General features: G+C 70.3%; 16 protein-coding genes. 10 read left to right on the top strand and 6 right to left on the bottom strand.

Annotation, left to right across the window (positions count from 1 at the left end; genetic code table 11):
* The first annotated feature begins 36 nt into the window (after positions 1 to 36).
* Together MA876_RS09945 and MA876_RS09940 are read left to right on the top strand one after the other, a co-directional pair.
* Positions 37 to 1,344 (top strand): aspartate aminotransferase family protein, encoded by a 1,308-nt coding sequence (locus tag MA876_RS09945; protein WP_248148291.1) that lies wholly within the window; start codon positions 37 to 39, stop codon positions 1,342 to 1,344.
* Positions 1,345 to 1,362: 18 nt separating this feature from the next.
* Positions 1,363 to 2,856: a CoA-acylating methylmalonate-semialdehyde dehydrogenase gene (locus tag MA876_RS09940; RefSeq protein WP_248148288.1), complete on the top strand. Its 1,494-nt coding sequence runs from the start codon at positions 1,363 to 1,365 to the stop codon at positions 2,854 to 2,856.
* A gap of 93 nt (positions 2,857 to 2,949) precedes the next feature.
* Here MA876_RS09940 and MA876_RS09935 read toward each other — a convergent pair whose 3' ends face one another.
* The gene (locus tag MA876_RS09935; RefSeq protein ID WP_308221653.1) at positions 2,950 to 3,396 is read right to left on the bottom strand and encodes an Lrp/AsnC family transcriptional regulator; all 447 of its coding nucleotides are present in this window, start codon (positions 3,394 to 3,396) and stop codon (positions 2,950 to 2,952) included.
* A gap of 137 nt (positions 3,397 to 3,533) precedes the next feature.
* Between MA876_RS09935 and MA876_RS09930 the strand changes: the two genes are divergently transcribed.
* From MA876_RS09930 to MA876_RS09920, 3 genes are read left to right on the top strand one after another with little or no spacing between them, the layout of a single operon-like run.
* On the top strand, positions 3,534 to 4,940 hold the full coding sequence (locus MA876_RS09930) for a DUF6421 family protein (RefSeq protein WP_248148286.1): 1,407 nt from the start codon (positions 3,534 to 3,536) through the stop codon (positions 4,938 to 4,940).
* Entirely contained in the window at positions 4,933 to 5,583 is a 651-nt protein-coding gene (locus MA876_RS09925; RefSeq protein WP_248148284.1) for an SDR family NAD(P)-dependent oxidoreductase, read from the top strand. The genes MA876_RS09930 and MA876_RS09925 overlap by 8 nt, the downstream gene beginning before the upstream one ends.
* A gap of 9 nt (positions 5,584 to 5,592) precedes the next feature.
* Entirely contained in the window at positions 5,593 to 6,402 is an 810-nt protein-coding gene (locus MA876_RS09920) for an alpha/beta fold hydrolase (RefSeq protein ID WP_248148282.1), read from the top strand.
* On the opposite strand, the gene MA876_RS09915 is transcribed toward MA876_RS09920, so the two are convergent.
* Positions 6,399 to 7,781, bottom strand: coding sequence for an FAD-binding oxidoreductase (locus MA876_RS09915; RefSeq protein ID WP_248148281.1), 1,383 nt, complete (start codon positions 7,779 to 7,781; stop codon positions 6,399 to 6,401). The two genes, MA876_RS09920 and MA876_RS09915, sit on opposite strands and share 4 nt — an antisense overlap.
* 43 nt (positions 7,782 to 7,824) lie before the next feature.
* Between MA876_RS09915 and MA876_RS09910 the strand changes: the two genes are divergently transcribed.
* Complete coding sequence (locus tag MA876_RS09910; protein ID WP_248148279.1) at positions 7,825 to 8,889, top strand: threonine aldolase family protein; 1,065 nt, start codon at positions 7,825 to 7,827, stop codon at positions 8,887 to 8,889.
* Positions 8,890 to 8,897: 8 nt separating this feature from the next.
* On the opposite strand, the gene MA876_RS09905 is transcribed toward MA876_RS09910, so the two are convergent.
* The 3 genes from MA876_RS09905 to MA876_RS09895 all read right to left on the bottom strand — a co-directional run bounded on the left by MA876_RS09905 (position 8,898) and on the right by MA876_RS09895 (position 13,253).
* Positions 8,898 to 10,808, bottom strand: coding sequence for a M3 family metallopeptidase (locus MA876_RS09905; protein WP_248148277.1), 1,911 nt, complete (start codon positions 10,806 to 10,808; stop codon positions 8,898 to 8,900).
* A gap of 56 nt (positions 10,809 to 10,864) precedes the next feature.
* Positions 10,865 to 12,478: a coiled-coil domain-containing protein gene (locus tag MA876_RS09900; protein ID WP_248148275.1), complete on the bottom strand. Its 1,614-nt coding sequence runs from the start codon at positions 12,476 to 12,478 to the stop codon at positions 10,865 to 10,867.
* Between the two features lie 187 nt (positions 12,479 to 12,665).
* Positions 12,666 to 13,253: an NUDIX hydrolase family protein gene (locus tag MA876_RS09895; protein WP_248148272.1), complete on the bottom strand. Its 588-nt coding sequence runs from the start codon at positions 13,251 to 13,253 to the stop codon at positions 12,666 to 12,668.
* A 41-nt stretch (positions 13,254 to 13,294) separates the two neighbouring features.
* Here MA876_RS09895 and MA876_RS09890 point away from each other — a divergent pair, with 41 nt between their 5' ends.
* The 3 genes from MA876_RS09890 to MA876_RS09880 all read left to right on the top strand — a co-directional run bounded on the left by MA876_RS09890 (position 13,295) and on the right by MA876_RS09880 (position 16,067).
* A complete protein-coding gene (locus tag MA876_RS09890) occupies positions 13,295 to 13,948 on the top strand; it encodes an alpha/beta hydrolase (protein ID WP_248148270.1) in 654 nt (217 codons plus the stop codon).
* A 260-nt stretch (positions 13,949 to 14,208) separates the two neighbouring features.
* A complete protein-coding gene (locus MA876_RS09885; RefSeq protein WP_248148266.1) occupies positions 14,209 to 15,831 on the top strand; it encodes an ABC-F family ATP-binding cassette domain-containing protein in 1,623 nt (540 codons plus the stop codon).
* Between the two features lie 53 nt (positions 15,832 to 15,884).
* On the top strand, positions 15,885 to 16,067 hold the full coding sequence (locus MA876_RS09880) for a PspC domain-containing protein (protein ID WP_248148264.1): 183 nt from the start codon (positions 15,885 to 15,887) through the stop codon (positions 16,065 to 16,067).
* An 18-nt stretch (positions 16,068 to 16,085) separates the two neighbouring features.
* Here the strand turns inward: MA876_RS09880 and MA876_RS09875 are convergent, their stop codons facing one another.
* Positions 16,086 to 16,364 carry a hypothetical protein gene (locus MA876_RS09875; RefSeq protein WP_248148262.1) on the bottom strand — a complete coding sequence of 93 codons (279 nt, stop codon included), beginning with the start codon at positions 16,362 to 16,364 and terminating at the stop codon, positions 16,086 to 16,088.
* A 90-nt stretch (positions 16,365 to 16,454) separates the two neighbouring features.
* Between MA876_RS09875 and MA876_RS09870 the strand changes: the two genes are divergently transcribed.
* Positions 16,455 to 21,149 (top strand): ATP-dependent helicase, encoded by a 4,695-nt coding sequence (locus MA876_RS09870; protein ID WP_248148260.1) that lies wholly within the window; start codon positions 16,455 to 16,457, stop codon positions 21,147 to 21,149.
* Positions 21,150 to 21,198 lie beyond the last annotated feature (49 nt).

The raw sequence follows: 21,198 nt of genomic DNA, 5'->3' as shown, positions 1-21,198 counted from the left end.
CCGTTGAATGCAGACGAATCCCGGAAGGACTCCCCCATGACCGATGACCTGGATCAGGCGGCGACCGCACTCGATCGGGAGTACGTCTTCCACTCGTGGTCGGCGCAGGCCTCGCTCAAGCTGCCCGTCATCGCGGGCGGCCTCGGCACCGAGGTCTGGGACTTCGCGGGCAACCGCTACCTCGACTTCTCGAGCCAGCTCGTCAACGTCAACATCGGGCACCAGCATCCCGCGATCGTGAAGGCGATCCAGGAGCAGGCCGCGACCCTCTCGACGATCGGGCCCGCGACGGCGAACCTCACGCGCGGGCAGGCGGCGCAGCGCATCCTGTCGAAGACGCCCGCCGGCTTCAAGAAGGTCTTCTTCACCAACGGCGGCGCCGACGCGAACGAGAACGCGATCCGCATGGCGCGCCTGCACACGGGCCGCGACGCGGTCCTGTCGACCTACCGCAGCTACCACGGCAACACGGGCGGCGCGATCGTCGCGACCGGTGACTGGCGACGGATGCCGAACCAGTTCGCCCGCGGTCACGTGCACTTCTTCGGTCCGTTCCTCTACCGCTCCGAGTTCTGGGCGACGACGCCTGAAGAGGAGTCGGCGCGCGCCCTGCACCACCTCGAGCGGGTCATCCAGTCCGAGGGCCCGCAGACGATCGCGGCGATCCTGCTCGAGTCCGTGCCCGGTACGGCCGGCATCATGATCCCGCCGCCCGGCTACCTCGCGGGCGTGCGCGCCCTGTGCGACCGCTACGGCATCATCCTCATCCTCGACGAGGTCATGGCGGGCTTCGGCCGCACGGGCCGTTGGTTCGCCTTCGAGGGCTACGACGTCGTGCCCGACCTGATCACCTTCGCCAAGGGCGTCAACTCCGGCTACGTGCCCGTGGGCGGCGTCATCATCTCCGACGAGATCTCGGCGACGTTCGACGACCGCGTCTTCCCCGGGGGCCTCACGTACTCGGGGCACCCGCTGGCCGCGGCATCCATCGTCGCCTCGATCGACGCAATGGAGTCCGAAGGCATCGTCGAGAACGCGCGCCGCGTCGGCGCCGACGTCATCGGGCCCGGGCTCGCAGCCCTCGCCGAGAAGCACGCGATGATCGGCGAGGTGCGCGGCGAGGGCGTCTTCTGGGCGCTCGACCTCGTCACCGATCGCGCGACGCGCGAACCCGTCGGCGCCGACGTCATCGGTCGACTCAAGTCCGCGATGACCGCGCGCGGGCTCATGCCCTTCTCGGCCGACAACCGCATTCACGTCGTACCGCCGTGCGTCGTGACCGACGACGAGGTCGCGCGCGCCCTCGACATCTACGACGAAGCGTTCTCCGCCGTCTCGGCGTGAACCGAAAGGAACATCCTCATGACCGACACACTCGACCACTGGGTCGGCGGCGCCACATGGGCCGGCACCTCGACGCGCACGGGCGACGTCTACAACCCCGCACTGGGCACGGTGCAGAAGCAGGTGCGGTTCGCCTCGACGGCTGACGTCGCGTCGGCGGTCGACATCGCCTCCGCGGCCGCGGAATCGTGGCGCGATGCCTCGATCTCCAAGCGCACCGCGGTCATGTTCGCGTTCCGCGAGCTGCTCAACGAGCGCAAGGACGAGCTCGCGGCGATCCTCACAGCCGAGCACGGAAAGGTGATCTCCGACGCGCTCGGCGAGATCGCCCGCGGCATGGAGGTCGTCGAGTTCGCGTGCGGCCTCGGTCACCTCACGAAGGGCGCGTACTCCGAGAACGTCTCGACGGGCATCGACGTCTACACGCTGCGCCAGCCGCTCGGCGTCGTGGGCATCATCAGCCCCTTCAACTTCCCGGCGATGGTGCCGCTGTGGTTCTTCTCGATCGCGATCGCGGCGGGCAACGCGGTCATCCTCAAGCCCAGCGAGAAGGACCCGACGGCCGCGAACTGGCTCGCCGCCCTCATGACCGAGGCCGGCCTGCCCGACGGCGTGCTCAACGTCGTGCACGGCGATAAGGAGGCGGTGGATGCCCTGCTCGAGCACCCCGACGTCCGCTCGATCTCGTTCGTGGGCTCGACGCCCATCGCCAAGTACGTGTACGAGACGGCGACGGGGCACGGCAAGCGCGTGCAGGCCCTCGGCGGCGCGAAGAACCACATGCTCGTCCTGCCCGACGCCGACCTCGACCTCGCCGCCGATGCCGCCGTCAACGCGGGCTTCGGCTCGGCCGGCGAGCGCTGCATGGCGATCTCGGTGGTGCTCGCGGTGGACTCCATCGCCGACGAGCTCGTCGCGAAGGTCGCCGAGCGCATGGGCACGCTCCGCACGGGCGACGGCACGCGCGGCTGCGACATGGGCCCGCTCATCACGAAGGTGCACCGCGACAAGGTCGCGTCGTACATCGACGTCGCGGGTGCCGACGGAGCGGATGTCGTGGTCGACGGCCGCGGCGTCGAGATCGACGGCGACCCCAACGGGTTCTGGCTCGGACCGACCCTCATCGACAAGGTGCCGACGTCATCCACCGTCTACACCGACGAGATCTTCGGACCGGTCCTGTCGGTCGTGCGCGTCGACGGCTACGAAGAGGGCCTGGGCATCATCAACGGCAGCCTCTACGGCAACGGCACGGCGATCTTCACGAACGACGGCGGCGCCGCCCGGCGCTTCCAGCGCGAGGCCACGGTCGGCATGATCGGCATCAACGTGCCGATCCCCGTGCCGGTCGCGTACCACTCGTTCGGCGGCTGGAAGGCCTCGCTCTTCGGTGACGCGAAGGCGTACGGCCCGCACGGCTTCGAGTTCTTCACCGCCGAGAAGGCCGTGACCTCGCGCTGGCTGGACCCGTCGCACGGCGGCCTGAACCTGGGCTTCCCCCAGCACGATTGAGTCGAGCCGGGTCGCGAACCATACCGATCTGGTCGAGCCGCACTGTGGATACGTCCGGTTCGACGAGATCGGTCGGTTTCGCCGACTCCACCTTCACCCGAGGGCGATCGGGCGGTTCTCGAAGAACGTCTGCAGGACGATCGTCGTGCGCGTGCGAACGGATGCCGCGAGACGGATGTCGCGGATCAACGTCTCGAGATCGCGCGGCGTCGCGACGCGTACGAAGAGCATGTAGCTCGCGTCGCCCGCGATCGAGTGGCAGGCCTCGATCTCGGCGAGGTGTTCGAGGAGCTCCGGCGCGTCGTCGGGCTGCGCGGGGTCGAGCGGAGTGATCTCGATGAACGCCGAGAGCGGCTTGCCGACCGCCTCGGCGTCGACGACAGCGCGGTATCCCGTGATCACGCCGCGATGCTCGAGCCTGCGCACGCGCGCCTGGACGGCGGAGATCCCCAACCCCACCGCCTGCGAGATATCGGCGAGCGTGGCCCGCCCATCCACGGATACAGCCTTCACAATGCGCGCGTCGACGTCGTCATCGATGCGCTCCCCCAGCGCTCTCATGGGGCGATCGTAGCATCTACCGGAAAACTTCCGGCAGTGCAATTCGTCCCCCGTAGGGATTCCGTTAGAATCGCAGCACCGCACACCGCTTTTCCTCACCCCGATCGGAGGTCCCCATGTCCATGACTCAGCACACGAACGTCATCGTCGGCGAACCCGAGGTCGTGGAGGACGCCGTCGAGACCAGCATCGAGTGGCTGCGGCTGAAGGATGCCGCGATCGCCCTTCAGGGCATCCAGATCAAAGACGGTTCGATCCCCGAGGCATCCGACCACGCCGACGCGCGCGTCGCCGTCGAGACGATCGTCGCGTCGATCCGCGCCCTCACGCCGCGCTTCCCGCATGACGCCGAGTATCTCGCCGCGAGCGCTCACGACTTCGAGCGCTGGGCCGACGGGGGCTTCGGTGTGCCCGACTTCTACGACTCGCTCGTGGCGTTCCAGCCGCAGCAGCACCGGGTCGACGGCATCCGTCACCTCGTCGTCTTCCCGATGTACACGCAGAACGGCTCAGCCAACCGGTTCGTCGAGGCGCTCATCGTGCAGGCGATCTGGCCCGAGTTCATCGCGCAGCTCGAGACCGAGTACACGAACCGCCTCTTCGTGAGCCTTCGGCTCGTGGACTTCACGCCCGGCTACGACACGAACTCCGCCGTGTTGTTCCCCGAGACGGTCGCGATGCGCGAGATCCCCACGTTCACGTGGGGTGCGATCTTCCAGGACCGCGAGGCGGCCCGGTACCGTCGCGTCACACGCGCGGCGGCCGAGATCACGAAGCTCGAACTGCCCGCCGACGCGGCGCGGATGCTGGATGACCAGCAGCTCACCGAGAAGACCTTCGTGATGTGGGACATCATCCACGACCGCACCCACATGCGCGGTGATCTGCCGTTCGATCCGTTCATGATCAAGCAGCGCATGCCGTTCTTCCTGTACTCGCTCGAAGAGCTCCGCTGCGACCTCACGGCGTTCCGCGAATGCGTCGCGATCACGGCGCGCCTGCGCGCGCAGGACGACCTCAGCGCGACCGAGGCCGAGATGCTCGAGCACGCGGTGCTCGTGCAGTACGCGGTCATCTTCGACCGCATCTTCCGCTTCTCGATCACCGGCACGCGTGTGCGCAACTACGACGGCCTCGGCGGTCAGCTGCTCTTCGCGTGGCTGCATCAGCGCGGCGTGCTGCACTGGACCGACACGGCGCTCGCGTTCGACTGGGACGAGGTGCCCGCCGCCGTCGTCGCGCTCGGCGACGCGATCGACGAGCTCTACTGGCGCTCTATCGACCGCCCGAAGACGGCGCACTGGCTCGCCGCCTACGAGCTCGTGCGCAGCGTCCTGACCCCGAACCCGGCGTCGCAGTGGGCGCGCGGCCTGCCCGACGAGATCCTCGCGGGTGCGCCGAAGGGGTACACCGACGCCGTGATGGACGACGAGTTCCCGCTGTCGATGTTCTTCGAGGCGCTCGAGAAGAAGATGCGGCCCGTCATCGAGTCGACCGTGGGGATCCGCGGCGAGGATGCCTGACCTCTCGGGTCTCACAGTCCTGATCGCCGGCGCGTCCAGCACGTCCGGCCTCGCAGCGACCCGTGCCCTGGTGGGGGCCGGAGCACGGGTCGTCGCGGTCGGTCGATCCGCCGACCGCCTCGCGGAGGTCTCGGGTGCCGGCGCCGAGATCGAGGTGTTCGACCTGACCGACGCCGGGGCGGTCGACGCGCTGGCGGCGAAGGTCGGGCCGGTCGACGGCATCCTGCACCTGGTGGGCGGATGGCGCGGCGGCGGCGGCCTCGCGGGTCAGACCGACGACGACTTCGACGTCCTGGCGCAGTCGCTGACGGCGCTTCGTCACGTCACGCGATCATTCGACGAGGGCCTCCGGGCCTCTCCCGCGGCACGCGTCGCGATCGTGTCGTCCACCGCCGTCGCGCGCCCTCTCGCCGGTGGTGCGAACTACGCCGCGGTGAAGGCCGCGAGCGAAGCGTGGACGCGCGCCGTCGCGCAGGGCTTCGCGAAGGCGGCGAGGGATGCCGGCGAACCCCTCGCCGCGGCATCCGTCGTCTTCCGTGTGAAGGCGCTCGCGGGTCTCGAAGACACCCTCGCACAGGCGTATGTCGGCCTGTGGGACGCACCCGCCGCCGAGGTCAACGACACGATCGTCGAGCTCTCGTAGTCTGAGGAGATGCCCGACCTCATCGCGTCCGACGGCGTGCGGCTGAATTACCTCGACTCCGGCGATCCCGCAGGTCGTCCCGTGCTGCTCGTCGCGGGCTTCAAGGCGCCTGCGACGAGCTGGAAGCCCCAGCTCAAAGCGCTCGAGCGAGCGGGTCACCGTGTCATCGCTCTCGACCGACGAGGTCACGGGGGGTCCGACGTCGGACCGGACGGTTCGCACACGATGGAGCGCCACGGTGCCGACATCGCCGATGCGATCGCCGCCCTCGGCGTGCAGGACGCGACCGTGGTCGGTCAATCGCAGGGCGGCAACTCGATCTGGGCGCTCGCGAGCGCCGGCCGGACGGGCGGCATCCGCGACATCGTCATCGTCGACCAGACGCCCAAGATGCTGAACACCGCCGACTGGCCGTTCGGGTTCTACGGCTACGACGAATCCACCGCGGACACGCTCTTCGCAGCGGGCGTTCCCGATCCCGGCCGCCACTCGATCGCCTCGAAGGGCCCGGTGCGCATCGCGCGCCTCGTGGCGGCGATGGACCTCAAGGCCGCGAAGGCGGGTTTCACCGCGGCAGAGCTCGAACTGTTGAACGACCACGCCCGGCGCGACTGGCGCCCGGCGATCGCTGCGGTGACCGTGCCGGCCCTCTTCGTCGCCGGACGCGAAAGCGACTTCTGGCCGTGCGAGCACGCGGCGGCCGCGGCATCGCTCTCGCCACTCGCCGAGTCGGCCGTCATCGAGAAGGCGGGGCATGCGACGAACATCGAGCAGCCGAAGGCGTTCGACGACGTGCTCCTGCGGTGGCTCGCGCGCTAGAAGGCCTTGCCGGGGTTGAGGGTCCCCCGCGGATCGACCGCCGCCTTGATGTCGCGGTGCATCGCGAGCACGCGATCTCCGAGCTCGATGCGGGCTCCGGGGAGCTTGAGCAGCCCCACGCCGTGCTCGCCCGTCACGGTGCCGCCCAGCGCGCGACAATCGTCGACGATGCGGTCGAACGCGCGCTTGGCACGGGCCTTGGCCGCGTCATCGCCCTCCGGCGCGATGATGAGCGGATGCAGGTTGCCGTCGCCGGCATGCGCGATGGTCGCGATGACGACATCGTGCGCCCTGGCCGTGTCGCGGATGCGGCCGAGCATCTCGGGCACCGCGGTGCGGGGCACGCAGATGTCCTCCGTGAGCACCGGCCCCAGCCGTTCGAGCGCCGGGTAGGCGAGCCGACGGGCGAGGAAGAGCCGCTCGATCTCCTCGGCGACGGCCGCCTGCTCCACGCCGAGCGCTCCGGCTTCGGCCATGAGAAGGGCGATGGATGCCGCGTGCCCCGCGCCGACGTCGCCCACCTCGTCCACGGTCGAGAGCAGGAGCGCCGCTGCACCGTGCGGCAGCCCCAGCCCCTGCCAGTCGTCGACCGCCCGCAGACACGTCTCGTCGATGAGCTCGAGCGCCGACGGCACGATGCCGGCCGCTGAGATCGCGGCGACCGCGGCCCCGGCATCCTCCAGCGATCCGAAGGAGCCGACGATCGCGCGCTCTTCGCGACCGCCCAGCGGAAGGAGCTTGAGGGTCAGCTCGGTGATGACGCCGAGCGTGCCCTCGGAGCCGACGAGCAGCGCCGTCAGATCGTAGCCGGTCGCGCCCTTCGCCGTGCGTCGACCCAGGTGCACGATCTCGCCGTCGGCGAGGACGACCGTCATGCCCAGGACGTAGTCGCGCGTCACGCCGTACTTGACGCAGCAGATCCCGCCCGCGTTCGTCGCGGCGTTGCCGCCGATCGTCGAGATGCGGTAGCTCGCGGGATCCGGTGGGTACCAGAGCCCGTGCGCGGCGACCGCAGTGCGCAGATCGTCGTTGATCACCCCGGCCTCGGCGACGACGAACCGCTCCGCCGCGTCGATCTCGATCACGCGTGTCATGCGCTCGAGCGACAGCACGATCGCGTTCCGCAGCGCATTCGCGCCTCCGGAGAGTCCCGTGCCGGCACCGCGCGGCACGACGCTGACGCCGTGCTCGGCCGCGAGCCGGACGGTCGCCGCCACCTCACCCGTCGTCTCGGCGAGCACGACCGCGATCGGGCGATGGAACTCCGCCCATTCGGCGTCGTCGTGCGCGTACGCGTCGCGCTCTCCCTCGCCTCTCAGCACCTGATCGGGCCTCAACCGGGCGACGAGCGCCGTCACGACATCGGGTTCTGCGGGCATCCTCCGATGCTAGCCATCGATGCGGGAATGGGAGGATGGAGGGGTGACCACGATCCACGACCCGAACATCCGCGGCTTCGCCTCCGACAACTACTCGGGAGTCCACCCCGAGGTGCTCGCCGCCATCGCCGCCGCGAACGACGGTCATCAGGTCGCCTACGGCGAGGACGTCTACACCGCGCGCCTGCAGGAGGTCATGGCACATCACTTCGGCGAGGGCGTCGAGGCGTTCCCGGTCTTCAACGGCACGGGCGCGAACGTCACAGGGCTCCAGTCGATGCTCCCCCGCTGGGGTGCGGTGGTCGCGGCATCCACCGCTCACATCAACGTCGACGAGGGCGGCGCTCCCGAGCGCGTCGCGGGCATCAAGATCCTGAACGTCCCGACCGACGACGGCAAGCTGACGCCCGAGCTCATCGACCGCGAAGCGTGGGGCTGGGGCGACGAGCACCGCGCCCAGCCGCTCGTCGTGTCGATCACGCAGTCGACCGAACTCGGCACCCTGTACACACCCGACGAGATCCGCGCGATCGCCGACCACGTCCACCCGCTCGGCATGCGCCTGCACCTCGACGGCTCGCGCATCTCGAACGCCGCCGCGTCGCTCGGCCTGCCCCTCCGTACCTTCACGCGCGACGCGGGCGTCGACGTGCTGAGCTTCGGCGGCACGAAGAACGGTGCGATGCTCGGCGAAGCGGTCGTCGTCCTGGATCCGGATGCCTCGGCCGGCCTCACCTTCCTGCGCAAACTGAACATGCAGCTGTCGTCGAAGATGCGCTTCGTCTCGGCGCAGCTCGTCGCCCTGCTCGAGGGCGACCTCTGGCTGCGCAACGCGTCGCACTCCAACGCGATGGCACAGCGCCTGCGCGCGGGCGTCGAGGCGGGCATCGCCGACGGATCGATCTCGGGCGTCGCGTTCACCCAGCCCACGCAGGCGAACGGCGTCTTCGCGACGCTGCCCGACGGCGTCGCCGACGCGCTGCGGGCGTCGTTCCGCTTCTACGACTGGGACGCCGCGCGCAACGAGGTGCGCTGGATGTGCTCGTTCGACACGGCGGAAGCCGACGTCGACGCGTTCGTCGCGGAGCTTTCGCGCCTGACGAGCTGACCCCCCGGTCAGCGCCCGGCGAGCCAGTCGGCGTAGGCGTCGAACGCGAACGGACGACCGAGGAACGACTCCACGAGATCGCGGGCGTCCTTCGAGCCGCCCGGTTCGAGGACGAGTTCGCGGTAGCGGCGGGCGGCCGCGGCATCCATCAGGTCATCGCCGAAGCCCGTGAGCATGTCGCGCGCGATGACGAGACTCCACTGGTACGTGTAGTAGCACGCGCCGTAGCCCGTCAGATGGCCGAAGCCGGCGTACATGTGCTGGTCGTCGAGCTGCCTGACGGGCGTCGAGCGCTCCTGCAGCGCCACCGTCGCCGCGTGCAGATCCGTCGGCCGGTCGACGTGCAGGTGGTACGACACCCGGGCGTAGGCGAGCTGCTGGCGCACGCCGATCGCCCGGCCGAAGGCATCCGCCGTCCGCATCTTCGCGACGAGGTCGGCGGGGATCGGCTCGCCGTCGGCGTTCGCCGCGAACGACGCGAGGACTCCGGCATCCCACGCCCACTCCTCGAGAAGCTGACTCGGCGCTTCGACGAAGTCCCACTCGGTCTCGAACCCGCTGAACCGCGCCCAGCGCTGGCGACCGCCGAGGATGAAGTGCACGAGGTGTCCGAACTCGTGGAAGAACGTCACGACCTCGTCGTGCTCGAGCAGACCTCGCGAGAAGTTGCACAGCAGCACGCCCTCGGGAAGCACGCGGCCGTCGATGCCGCGCGCGAGTTCGAAGCACGCCGCGTGGTTGTACTTGCCGTCTCGCGGGTGCAGGTCTAGGTGGATGCGACCCAGCCGATCGTCACCTCGGACGACGTCGTAGGAGCGGACATCGGCGTGCCAGGTCGGCACGTCGAGAGGGACGAACTCGATGTCGAGCAGGCGCCCGGTCACGTCGAGGATGCCCGGCAGCACGCGCTCGAAGGGGAAGTAGGAGCGCACGACCTGCGCATCGACGTCGTACTGCTCGCGCTTGATGACGCTCTGCAGGTAGAGCGAGTCGGCGTTCGTGACGGCTTCGGCCGCGGGTACGTCCTGTCGCAGGCGATCCAGCAGCACGTCGTACTCGGCGGTCGCCGCCTCGAGGGATGCGGCGTCGAGTTTCGCGAGGAAAGTGGGGATCTCGGCCCCGGTGCCGATCATGCGCGTCTCGGTCTCGTAGTCCGCCCAGTCCGAGAACCCGAGCAGGCGCGCGCGCTCGGCGCGCACCGCGAGCAACTCGGCGAGGACCTCGTCGTTGACGGGCCAACCCAGGTTGCGGAAGACCCGCGTGAGGGCGATGCGCGTGTCGCGGTCGGTCGCGTACTCCATGACGGGCCCGACGTCCGTGTACTCGGTCGTGAGGGTGACGTTGCCGTTGGCATCTGCGGGATGCGCGTCGATGAAATCCTGCGGGAGTCCCGCGAGGCCCGCCGCGGGCACAGTGATCTGCTGACGTCCCTCGCGGATGTTGCGCGAGAACGTGAGCGACAGCTCGGTGTCGCGGTCGGTCAGTTCGGCCACCCGTGCGCGGCCCGCGTCATCCAGTTCCACTCCGCCACGACGGAAGTCGCGCAGCAGACGCGAGAGGAGGCGTGCGGCGCGCTCGTCGAGCCCATCGGCATCCGCGTCGGCGAACGCCCGCCAGAGTTCGCGGTCGAGCAGGCGCGAAGCCGCGAGCGACTCGACCGCCTGCACCTGCGCTTCGGCGATCTCGCGGACGGAGGCCTCGGGGTGCGCTTCACTGAGCACGTACGCCTCGCTCACGGCCTCGCTGAGGGCGACCTCGGCGTCGTTCCAGAGCTCGAGTCGCTCGAGTGTGCCGAGCTCTTCGGAGCGCAGCCGCTCGTCGATGTCGCGGACGCGCGCGATGCGCTCGGCGGGGCGTTCGGTCGCGAAGGTCGTCCAGCCTGCGAGGTCGGTGGGAAGGGCGAGGGGCTCAAGGGTCACGGCTCCGAGCCTAGAACGCTTGTTCCGGGCGCGGAGCCGTGAGGGGGATCTGTGGATCAGGCGTCGGCGCGCTCGAGTTCCTCGTCGACCTCCGCGTCGTCCGAGTCCTCGGAGTCCTCGGAGTCTTCGAACTCGGGGAGGGCCTCGACGACCGTGACCGTGACGATGCCGGAGTCGTCGTCATCCTCGAAGTCGTCTTCGTCCTCGACGACGACCTCGTCGGCCTCGGTGTCATCCTGCGCGTCGGCGTCGCTCGGCTCCTCGGCGCTCGCCTCCTCCTCGGCGACCTCGGATACAGCCTCCTCGAAGACGGGCTCTTCGAAGACGGTCTCCTCGGCGGCAGCCATCGTCGCTCCCGCGGCGGCGGGTGCGGATACGTCGATCGCGCCCTCGGGGCGGATGAGCTCCTTGACCTCGGCCATGAAGCTCGTCAGCTGGTGCTCCTGCCAGCGCAGCTGACGGGTGCGGTCCTCGGCATCGCGGAGCGCAGCCTGGGCGTGCGCCGTCACGGTGTCGATGATCTTCTGCGCCTTGCCGCGAGCCTGGTCCAGGTGGGTGTTCGCGCGGACGTGGGCATCCGCCTCGATCTGCTGCGCCTGTGCACGCATGAGCCGCTCGAAGTCGTCGGCCTTGGACGCGACACGCTGCGCGTGATCGAGCGAAGCGGCGACCTGGCTGTTGGCGTCCTGCGTGATGCGCTCGGCGTGCGAAACAGCCTGGTTGTGGAGCACGAGGAACTCCTGCTGCGCGTCGTCCTGACGACGGGTCAGCGATTCCTCGAACTCGAGCGCGCGCACGCGAAGCTCGCGCACCGCCTCTTCGGCCTCGGAGCGGGCCGACGTCGTCTCGCGGGCGACGAGCGAACGCAGAGCGGCGGCGCCCTTCTCCGCCTCGGTGCGGATCGTCGCCGCCTCCTGGGTCGCCTGCGCGACCTTCTCAGCGGCATGCGCCGCTTCGCGCTCGATGCCCGCCTCGTGCGCCGTGCGCTCGGTGTCGATGCGCAGGCGCAGCTGCTGCGCCTCGCTCTGCGCCTGCGAGACGATCGCAGCGGCCTCGGCCGCGGCATCCTTCTTGCGGTTCTCGATCTCGGTGCGGGCCGACTCGAGCAGACGCTCGCCCTGCACCGAGGCGTTGCGCAGGAGCTGCCCAGCCTGTTCCTCGGCGACCCGCAGGACCTCTTCGAACTGGTGGCGGTTGGGGGTCTCGGCAGCGCTGCCCGTGAGCTCCTCGGTGAGTGCGTCGGCGCGCTGCTCGGCGGCGCTCGCTCGCGCATTCGCGGCGGCGAGCTCGGCTTCCAGCCGCTCGACCCGCTCCTGCATCCCGGACGTTGCGGCCGCGGCGGCGGCCTCGGCGTTCTCGAGGGCATCGGCCTCGCGCTCCTTCGCGGCGGCGAGCTCGAGTTCGAGGCGCTCGACGGCGGCCTGCGTCTCGGTGCCGGCGCGCCACTCGCGATCGCGCAGCTGGGCGACCTGGTCGGCGCTCACGCGCACACGCGAGGTCAAGGTCGCGATCTCGGCGTCAACCTCATCCTTGTCGTATCCGCGGAAGACGGTCGTGAACGAGGAGTCCGTGCGCGCGGCCGGCGTCGACGCCGGACCGGTCGCGAAGAGCTCGTCGAAAGGGGTGGAGTCCTGCGCGTTGTCGCGACGGGCGGGCACGGGATCAGACATCGGGCTACCTGCTTCTCGGGGTTCGTGGTGTCGTCGGCGCTGTTCGGGTCTGAGTGCGCTTCGGACGGTCTGCTCGGGCGATACGAGAGCGCATCGCCTCCACGACGGAGGGGGTATATACCACGCAGAGGCTGTTTTGCGTGGCAGGAGAAGGATACCTGTCCTGGCTGGATGCTGAAGACCCGTGTCAGCGGAGTGCGCCGACGCTCGCGAGAGCGAGCCGGATGAGCGTGCCGCGACCGCCCTCCATCTCGGCGGCGAGCGCGTCGGAGGACGCTTCTTCGGGGGTGAGCCACGTGACCTCGAGGGCATCCTGCCGCGGCTGGCAGGTACCCGTGACCGGCACGACGAAGGCGAGCGACACGGCGTGCTGGCGGTCGTCGTGGAAGGCACTGACTCCTGGCAACGGGAAGTACTCGGCGACCGTGAACGGCGTGGGCTGCGCGGGCAGCAACGGGAAAGCCATGGGCCCGAGATCGTTCTCGAGGTGACGGAACAGCGCATCGCGCACCGTCTCGCCGTAGCGCACTCGGCCCGACACGATGGTGCGCGACATCTCGCCGATCGGCGACGCGCGCAGCAGGATCCCGACCTGCATGACCTGACCCATGCCGTCCACGCGGACGGGCACGCCCTCGACGTAGAGCATGGGAAGTCGCCGTCGCGCCTCGGCGAGTTCGATCTCGCTCAGCCAGGCGGGGTTGGACGCGTTGCCGGCCGGCGGGCCGTAGGGCTCGTCGCCGGCGGGCTCGGGATCGGGAGTGCGCACGGACATGCCTCCTGTATACCTCAGACGGCTCTTGCCATGATGGGGGGATGCCGCACGACACGCCTCCCCTCGATCCCACCGTCGTGCAGTGGTCCGTCCGCCCGGAGGACCGTGCCGGTCGGCCCCTGCTCGTCCTTCTTCACGGCTACGGCGCCGACGAGCACGATCTGTTCGCCCTCGCGCCCTATCTTCCCGACGCGCTCGTCGTGGCATCCGTCCGCGCGCCGCTCAGTCCGCCGTTCCCGGCGCCGGGCTTCTCGTGGTATCCGATCGAGGGACTCGACGGGCGCGACCCGCGACACGTCACCGAGTCCGCTTCGCGGTTCATCGAATGGGTGGACGCCGCGACCGACGCGACGACGGTGGGACTGCTCGGGTTCTCGCAGGGAGCCGCCGTCGCACTCCAGGCGGTGCGGCTGGAGCCGGAGCGGTTCGCGTTCGCGATCAACCTGAGCGGCTACGCCACGCCGGGGGATCTGCCTCACGACGAGGCGCTCGCGCAGCTGCGGCCGCCCGTGTTCTGGGGTCGTGGGACGCGGGACGACGTCATCCCGTCGTTCCTCGTCGCCCACACGACCGAGTGGCTGCCGGAGCACGCCGACCTCAGCGGCCGTGTGTACGACGGGCTGACGCACAGCGTCTCGGAGCAGGAACTGGCCGATGTGCGAACCTTCCTCGAAAAGCAGCTCGAGTCGCTGTAGACGGGATTCCCAGCCACGACGGGCGAGGCATCCGGTATCGTGGCCGTCGTTCCTGTTCCCTCTGTGAGGATGATCCGTTGAAGACGATCGACGCCGCCGCGCTGTAAAGCGCTGTTCCGTCGACCTTCCGCACCCTCAGGGCCGCACTCTCGACGCTCCAGCGCATCCATTCCGCGCTGACCGTCGATCCCGCCGCTTCCGTACGCCCTTCGGCGTGCCCGGCCCCTCGTGTCAGCGCAACCGCGACTCACGGAGGTCTCATGCCTGCTCCCACCCTCACACCATCCATCGTCCTGGACCGCCTGTCATTCTCGTGGCCCGACGGCACGGTCGCCCTCTCGGGCGTCAGCGGCGCGTTCGGCGCCGGTCGCACGGGGCTCGTCGGCCGCAACGGCTCGGGCAAATCGACCCTGCTGCGCCTCATCGCGGGCGAGCTCGCACCCGACGCGGGGCAGCTCGTGCGATCGGAGGATGCCGCGTACCTGCCGCAGCAGCTCACCCTCGACGTCGACCGGCCCGTCGCCGATCTGCTCGGCGTAAGCGATGCTCTCCGCGCGCTGCGCGCGATCGAGTCCGGAGACGTGGATCCGGCGCACTTCGACGTCGTCGGCGACGACTGGGACGTCGAAGCGCGCGCGCACGAGGCGCTCGCGGAGGCCGGGCTCGCACCGGAGATGCTCGACCGCCGCGTCGGAGAGCTCTCGGGCGGCGAAGCCGTGCTCACCGCGATCGCCGGCATCCGGCTGCGGCGCCCCGTCATCACCCTGCTCGACGAGCCGACGAACAACCTGGACCGCGAGGCGCGGAGGCGCCTCTCCGACATGGTCCGCGGCTGGCGCGGCGCGCTCGTGGTCGTCAGCCACGACACGGGGCTGCTCGAGCTCATGGACGACACGGCCGAGCTGTATGCGAATCAGCTGTCGGTGTTCGGCGGCCCCTACTCCGAATGGCGGGCGTGGCTGGATGCCGAGCAAGGCGCGGCGCGGCAGGCCGAGCGCGCCGCTGCGCAGGTCGTCAAGCGCGAGAAACGCGACCGCATCCAGGCCGAGGTCACCATCTCCCATCGTCAGGCGATGGGGAAGAAGGCGCAGCTCGAGAAGCGCGTGCCGAAGATCATCGCGGGCGGTCGCAAGATGGCCGCGCAGGTCTCGGCCGGCAAGCTGCGGGGTGAGAAAGCCGACCGCGAGGCTGCTGCGCGTGACGCGTTGGATGCAGCGGAACGGCGTGTGCGCGACGACGACACCGTGCGGATCGATCTGCCCGACCCCGGCGTTCCGGCAGGTCGACGGATCGCGACGCTCGACGACGGCGCTCACGCGTGGATCATCCAAGGACCGGAGCGCGTCGCGCTCGTCGGCCCGAACGGGGTCGGCAAGACGACTCTGATCGAGCGGCTCGTGGCATCCACCTCTCCGGAATCGGACACGACGCGGGAGCGCCTCGAAGAGATTCGGGCAACGGCCCACACCGACCGGATCGGCTACCTGCCGCAGCGGGTCGACGGGCTCGACGACGCCGCATCCGTGCTCGAGAACGTCGCCGCGGTCGCGCCGAGCGTGACGACGGTCGAGCTGCGCAACCGGCTCGCGCGCTTCCTCATCCGCGGCGCCGCGGTCGAGCGGCCGGCGTCATCGCTCTCGGGTGGTGAGCGGTTCCGGGTCGCCCTCGCCCGCCTGCTCCTCACCGCCCCGCCACCGCAGCTGCTCGTGCTCGACGAACCGACGAACAACCTCGACATCGACACGGTCGGACAGCTCGTCGACGCCCTGTCGGCCTATCGCGGGGCGGTGCTCATCGTGAGCCACGACGACGCGTTCCTCGAGCGTCTCGGAGTCGATCGCGTCCTCGAGCTCGATCGCGAGGGAAGGCTGACCGAGGGGTGACTCGGGGGGTCTTCCCCCGTGCGCAGACTGCCGCCGACCGGGATCATGGACGCATGAGCACACTCGTCAGACCCCGACAGGGCGCCGTCCTCGCAGGCGTCTGCGCCGCGATCGCCAACCGCTTCGGATGGAACGTCACGCTGGTCCGCATCCTCACGGTGCTCGCCGTGATCTTCGCCGGACTCTCGCTGTGGATCTATCTGCTGCTCTGGCTCATCATCCCCAAGCAGGCGTGAGCGGCAGAGGGGCGGTGGTCAGCCGACTGCTCCCCCTCCGCCGCCGTCTCCCCCGCCGGCACCGCCGTGATGGCCGTCGCCGACGGGTGGGATGACGACCGCTCCGTCTCCCCCGGCGCCTCCCGGTCCGGCGGCGCCGGCGACCGCGAAGATCACGAAGAGGATCACCGCGAGTGCCGTGCCGATCACGAGTCCGGGGATGACGTTCGCCGCGGCGACGCCGATCGCCGTGCCCACACCGGCACCGATCGCGATCGGACCGCCCCAATCGAGTGCTCTCCTGCGCGCGCTGTGCATGCCCCGACGGTAGGCGACCGTGGCTCGGAAGCGCCTCCCCCGTGCGACGGATTCCGCCCGGATGTCGGCGATCCCGACGAAGATGGAGGGATGGCCGACGCTTCGACAGGCTCAGCGCACCGTGTGCTGGAGCGGTTCGGTCCTGCCACGCAGGACTGGTTCCGCTCTGCCTTCGCCGAGCCGACGACCGCGCAGGCCGGGGCATGGCAGGCGATCTCCGACGGCAAGCACGCCCTCGTCGTCGCCCCGACCGGCTCGGGCAAGACGCTGTCGGCGTTCCTGTGGGCCATCGACCGGGTCTTCCACACCAAGGCGCTCGAGCCGCCGACTGCGAAGAAGCGCGACCGGCTGGGGACCGGCATCCTCTACATCTCCCCCCTCAAGGCCCTCGGAGTCGACGTCGAACGCAACCTCCGGTCGCCGCTCGTCGGCATCGGCCAGTCCGCTCGGCGTCTGGGCATCCACCTCCCCGATGTGACCGTCGGCGTCCGCTCGGGCGATACGACGTCCGCCGACCGCCGCAAGCTCGTCAGCGATCCGCCCGACATCCTCATCACGACCCCCGAGTCGCTCTACCTCATGCTCACGAGTCAGGCGCGTGAGACGCTGCGCGATGTGCACACCGTCATCGTCGACGAAGTGCACGCGGTCGCGGCGACCAAGCGCGGAGCGCATCTCGCCGTCAGCCTCGAGCGGCTGGACGACCTGCGTCGCGAGCGGGATCCGGATGCCGCGGCAGCGCAGCGGATCGGACTCTCCGCCACCGTGCGACCGATCGACGAGGTCGCGCGGTTCCTCGGCGGAGCCGCCCCCGTCGAGATCGTCGCGCCGCGGGCGACGAAGGCGTTCGACCTCAAGGTCGTCGTGCCGGTCGAAGACATGCTGCACCCGCCTCCCGCGCCGGGTGCCGAGGAGCCCGCGCCGGTCGCCGAAGCCGAGGACGAGGATTGGTTCGGCGACGGCCGCCTGCCGCAGTCGACCGAGGCCACCGGCAGCGTGTGGCCGCACGTCGAAGAGGCCATCGTCGACCGCATCCTGCAGCACCGTTCGACGATCGTCTTCGTCAACTCGCGCCGCCTCGGCGAGCGCCTGACGGGTCGGCTCAACGAGATCTACGCCGAGCGGCTCGGGCTCGACGTACCCGAGAAGGCGATCCCTGCAGCGACCATGGCGCAGGCGGGACCGACAGCCGGCGTCGAGCCCGTGCTCGCGAAGGCGCACCACGGCTCGGTGTCGAAGGAACAGCGAGCGCAGGTCGAGGAGGAGCTCAAGACGGGGGTGCTCAAGTGCGTCGTGGCGACGTCGAGCCTCGAGCTCGGCATCGACATGGGCGCGGTCGATCTCGTCATCCAGGTCGAGGCGCCGCCGAGCGCGGCATCCGGCCTCCAGCGCATCGGGCGCGCCGGCCACCAGGTCGGCGAGGTCAGCCGTGCCGCCCTCTTCCCCAAGCACCGCGCCGACGTGCTGCACACCGCGATCGTGACCGAGCGCATGCTCGCGGGCCAGATCGAGGCGATCGCGGTGCCGCAGAACCCGCTCGACATCCTCGCCCAGCAGACGGTCGCGGCCTGCGCACTCGAGCCCCTCGACGTCGAGGGCTGGTACGAGGCGCTCAAGCGCTCCGCCCCCTTCCGCGCGCTGCCCCGCTCGGCGTACGAGGCGACGCTCGACCTGCTCGCGGGGCGCTTTCCGTCCGACGAGTTCGCCGAACTTCGCCCCCGCCTCATCTGGGACCGCGATCACGGCACGCTGACGGGCCGACCGGGCTCGCAGCGCATCGCCGTCACGAGCGGCGGCACGATCCCCGACCGCGGTCTGTTCGGCGTCTTCATCGCCGGGCAGAGCCAGAACGCACGCGTCGGCGAGCTCGACGAAGAGATGGTCTACGAGTCGCGCGTCAACGACGTCTTCACGCTCGGCACGACGAGCTGGCGCATCGTCGAGATCACGCACGACCGCGTCAACGTGCTGCCCGCCTTCGGTCAGCCGGGCAAGGTGCCGTTCTGGCACGGCGACGGCATCGGCCGACCGGCCGAGCTGGGCGAGGCGCTCGGCAAGTTCTCGCGCGAGCTGACGAGTGCCAAGCCGGATGCCGCGCACGCGCGCTTGCAGTACGCCGGGCTCGATGTGCTCGCACAGGGCAATCTCCTGTCCTACCTCGCCGAGCAGCGCGAGGCGACCGGCACACTGCCGACCGACAAGAACCTGACCGTCGAGCGCGGGCGCGACGAAGTCGGCGATTGGCGCGTCATCCTGCATTCCCCGTACGGCATGAAGGTGCACGCACCGTGGGCGCTCGCGGTAAACGCGCGCATCCGCGAGCGCCTCGGGGTCGAGGGGTCGGCGGTCGCGAGCGACGACGGCATCATCGCCAGGGTTCCGGATGCCACGGCCGAGCCCCCGGGGGCCGAGCTGTTCGTCTTCGAGCCGGATGAGCTCGAGCAGATCGTGACCGACGAGGTCGGCGGCTCGGCGCTGTTCGCCTCGCGGTTCCGCGAGTGCGCTGCGCGTGCGCTGCTCATGCCTCGGCGCAATCCGGGTCGCCGGAGCCCGCTCTGGCAGCAGCGTCAGCGGTCGGCTCAGCTGCTGGAGGTCGCGAAGCGGTACCCGACGTTCCCGATCATCCTCGAGACGCTGCGCGAAGTGCTGCAGGACGTCTACGACGTTCCCGCGCTCCTGCGCATCGTCCGCGGGATCGGCGATCGTCGCATCCGCCTGATCGAGACGGAGCCCGCTCAGCCGTCGCCGTTCGCGCGCGACCTGCTCTTCGGCTACGTCGGCGCGTTCATGTACGAGGGCGACTCGCCGCTCGCCGAGCGCCGGGCTGCGGCGCTCTCGGTCGATCCCTCGCTGCTGTCGGAGCTGCTCGGCAAGGTCGAACTGCGCGAGCTGCTCGACCCCGCGATCATCGCCCAGTACGAGCGCGAGCTGCAGCGCCTGGACCCCGAACGGCGTGCCCGCGGGCTCGAGGGCGTGGCGGACCTGCTCCGGATGCTGGGCCCGCTCGACGCCGCCGAGGTCGCTGCGCGGCTGGAAGGCGAGGCGACCGAGGCGGAGGCATCCGCTCTCCTCGATCAGCTCGTGACGGCACGCCGCGCGATCGCCGTCACGATCGCGGGAGCACCGCGCTTCGCCGCGATCGAAGACGCAGGACGCCTGCGCGATGCGCTCGGCGTCGCTCTGCCCGTCGGCATCCCGATCGCCTTCGTCGAACCCGTCGCCGACCCGCTCGGCGACCTCGTGGCCCGGTACGCGCGGACGCACGGTCCCTTCACGGCGGATGCCGCTGCCGCGCGACTCGGCATCGGCATCGCCGTCGCCCGGCACACGCTCCAGCGACTCGAGTCGCAGGGACGCATCGCGAGCGGGTTCTTCCTGCCCGAGGCCGCTCCGGGTGACGACGGAGCAACGGAGTGGTGCGACGCCGAAGTCCTGCGCCGCCTTCGGCTGCGGTCGCTCGCGGCGATCCGCGGCAGCGTCGAGCCCGTCGCCCCCGAGGCGTACGCGCGCTTCCTGCCCGTGTGGCAGCACGTCGTCCGGCCGCTCGAGGGCATCGACGGCGTCGCGGCGGCCGTGGAGCAGCTCGCGGGCGTGCCCATCCCGGCGAGCGCGTGGGAGTCGCTCATCCTCCCGGCGCGGGTGTCGGACTACACGCCCGCGATGCTCGACGAGCTCACGGCGACGGGCGAGGTCATCTGGTCGGGACACGGCACGCTTCCGGGCCGCGACGGATGGATCGCGCTGCACCCCGCCGACGCGGCTCCGCTCACGCTCGCCATACCGGACGACGAGATCGCGGCCGGGTCGCTCGAGGGCCAGCTGCTGCACGCACTCGCTGCCGGTGGCGCGTACTTCGCGGCGCAGCTGAAGCAGCTCACGGGCGCCGAGAACGAGCAGTCCGTCATCGATGCGCTCTGGGCGCTCACGTGGTCGGGTCGCGTGACGAACGACACGTTCGCTCCCGTGCGCACGCTCGTCGGCGGTGGCAAGACAGCGCATCGGGTAGCCCGCAAGGCGCCGCGGGCACGGCTGTACCGCGGTGCGGCGGTGCGCACCGTGGCTGCATCGATTCCGCCGCGTCCACCCGCGATCGGCGGTCGCTGGTCGCTCCTGCCCGAGGCGTCGACGGATGCCGCTCTGCGCGCGACGGCCGCGGCGAGCCTTCTGCTCGACCGCTACGGCGTCGTCACACGCGGCTCGGTGCAGAGCGAGGGTGTGCCCGGCGGCTTCGCGCAGGTGTACCGCATCCTCGCGGGCTTCGAAGAGGCCGGGCACTGTCGCCGGGGGTACGTGATCGAGAAGCTCGGTGCCGCGCAGTTCGCGGCCTCGAACACCGTGGATCGTCTGCGCGAGTTCGCCGGGCTTCCCGACCCGCCGCCGTACCGCGCCGTCACGCTCGCCGCGACGGATCCCGCGAACCCCTACGGCGCCGCGCTCGCGTGGCCGGGCCTCGCGGGCGTGTCGCACCGACCGGGACGCAAGGCCGGTGCGCTGGTCGTGCTCGTCGACGGCGTGCTGACCCTGTACCTCGAGCGCGGAGGCAAGTCCGCGCTCGCGTTCACGGGCGACGAGAACGCGCTGACGGCCGCGACGCGCGATCTCGTCGCGACCGCGCGCGCACGCACGCTCGACACCCTGACGATCGAGCAGGTCAACGGCGCGATCGTCTTCGGCACAGGCATCGGGCAGAAGCTTCGGGATGCCGGTTTCGTCGAATCTCCGCGCGGCTTCACCCTGCGGCGCCTGACCGCCGGCGACGCGCTGCGCGAGGCATCCCGTGCCTGAGGCCTCGCCACCGAGGACGTCGATTCCCGCCGCAGGAGGAGACACGTCC

The sequence above is a fragment of the Microbacterium aoyamense genome, assembly GCF_023155855.1.
Lineage (GTDB): Bacteria > Actinomycetota > Actinomycetes > Actinomycetales > Microbacteriaceae > Microbacterium > Microbacterium aoyamense.
The sequence above is the reverse complement of the archived record's forward strand: the minus strand, read 5'-3'. Positions and strand labels throughout refer to the sequence as shown.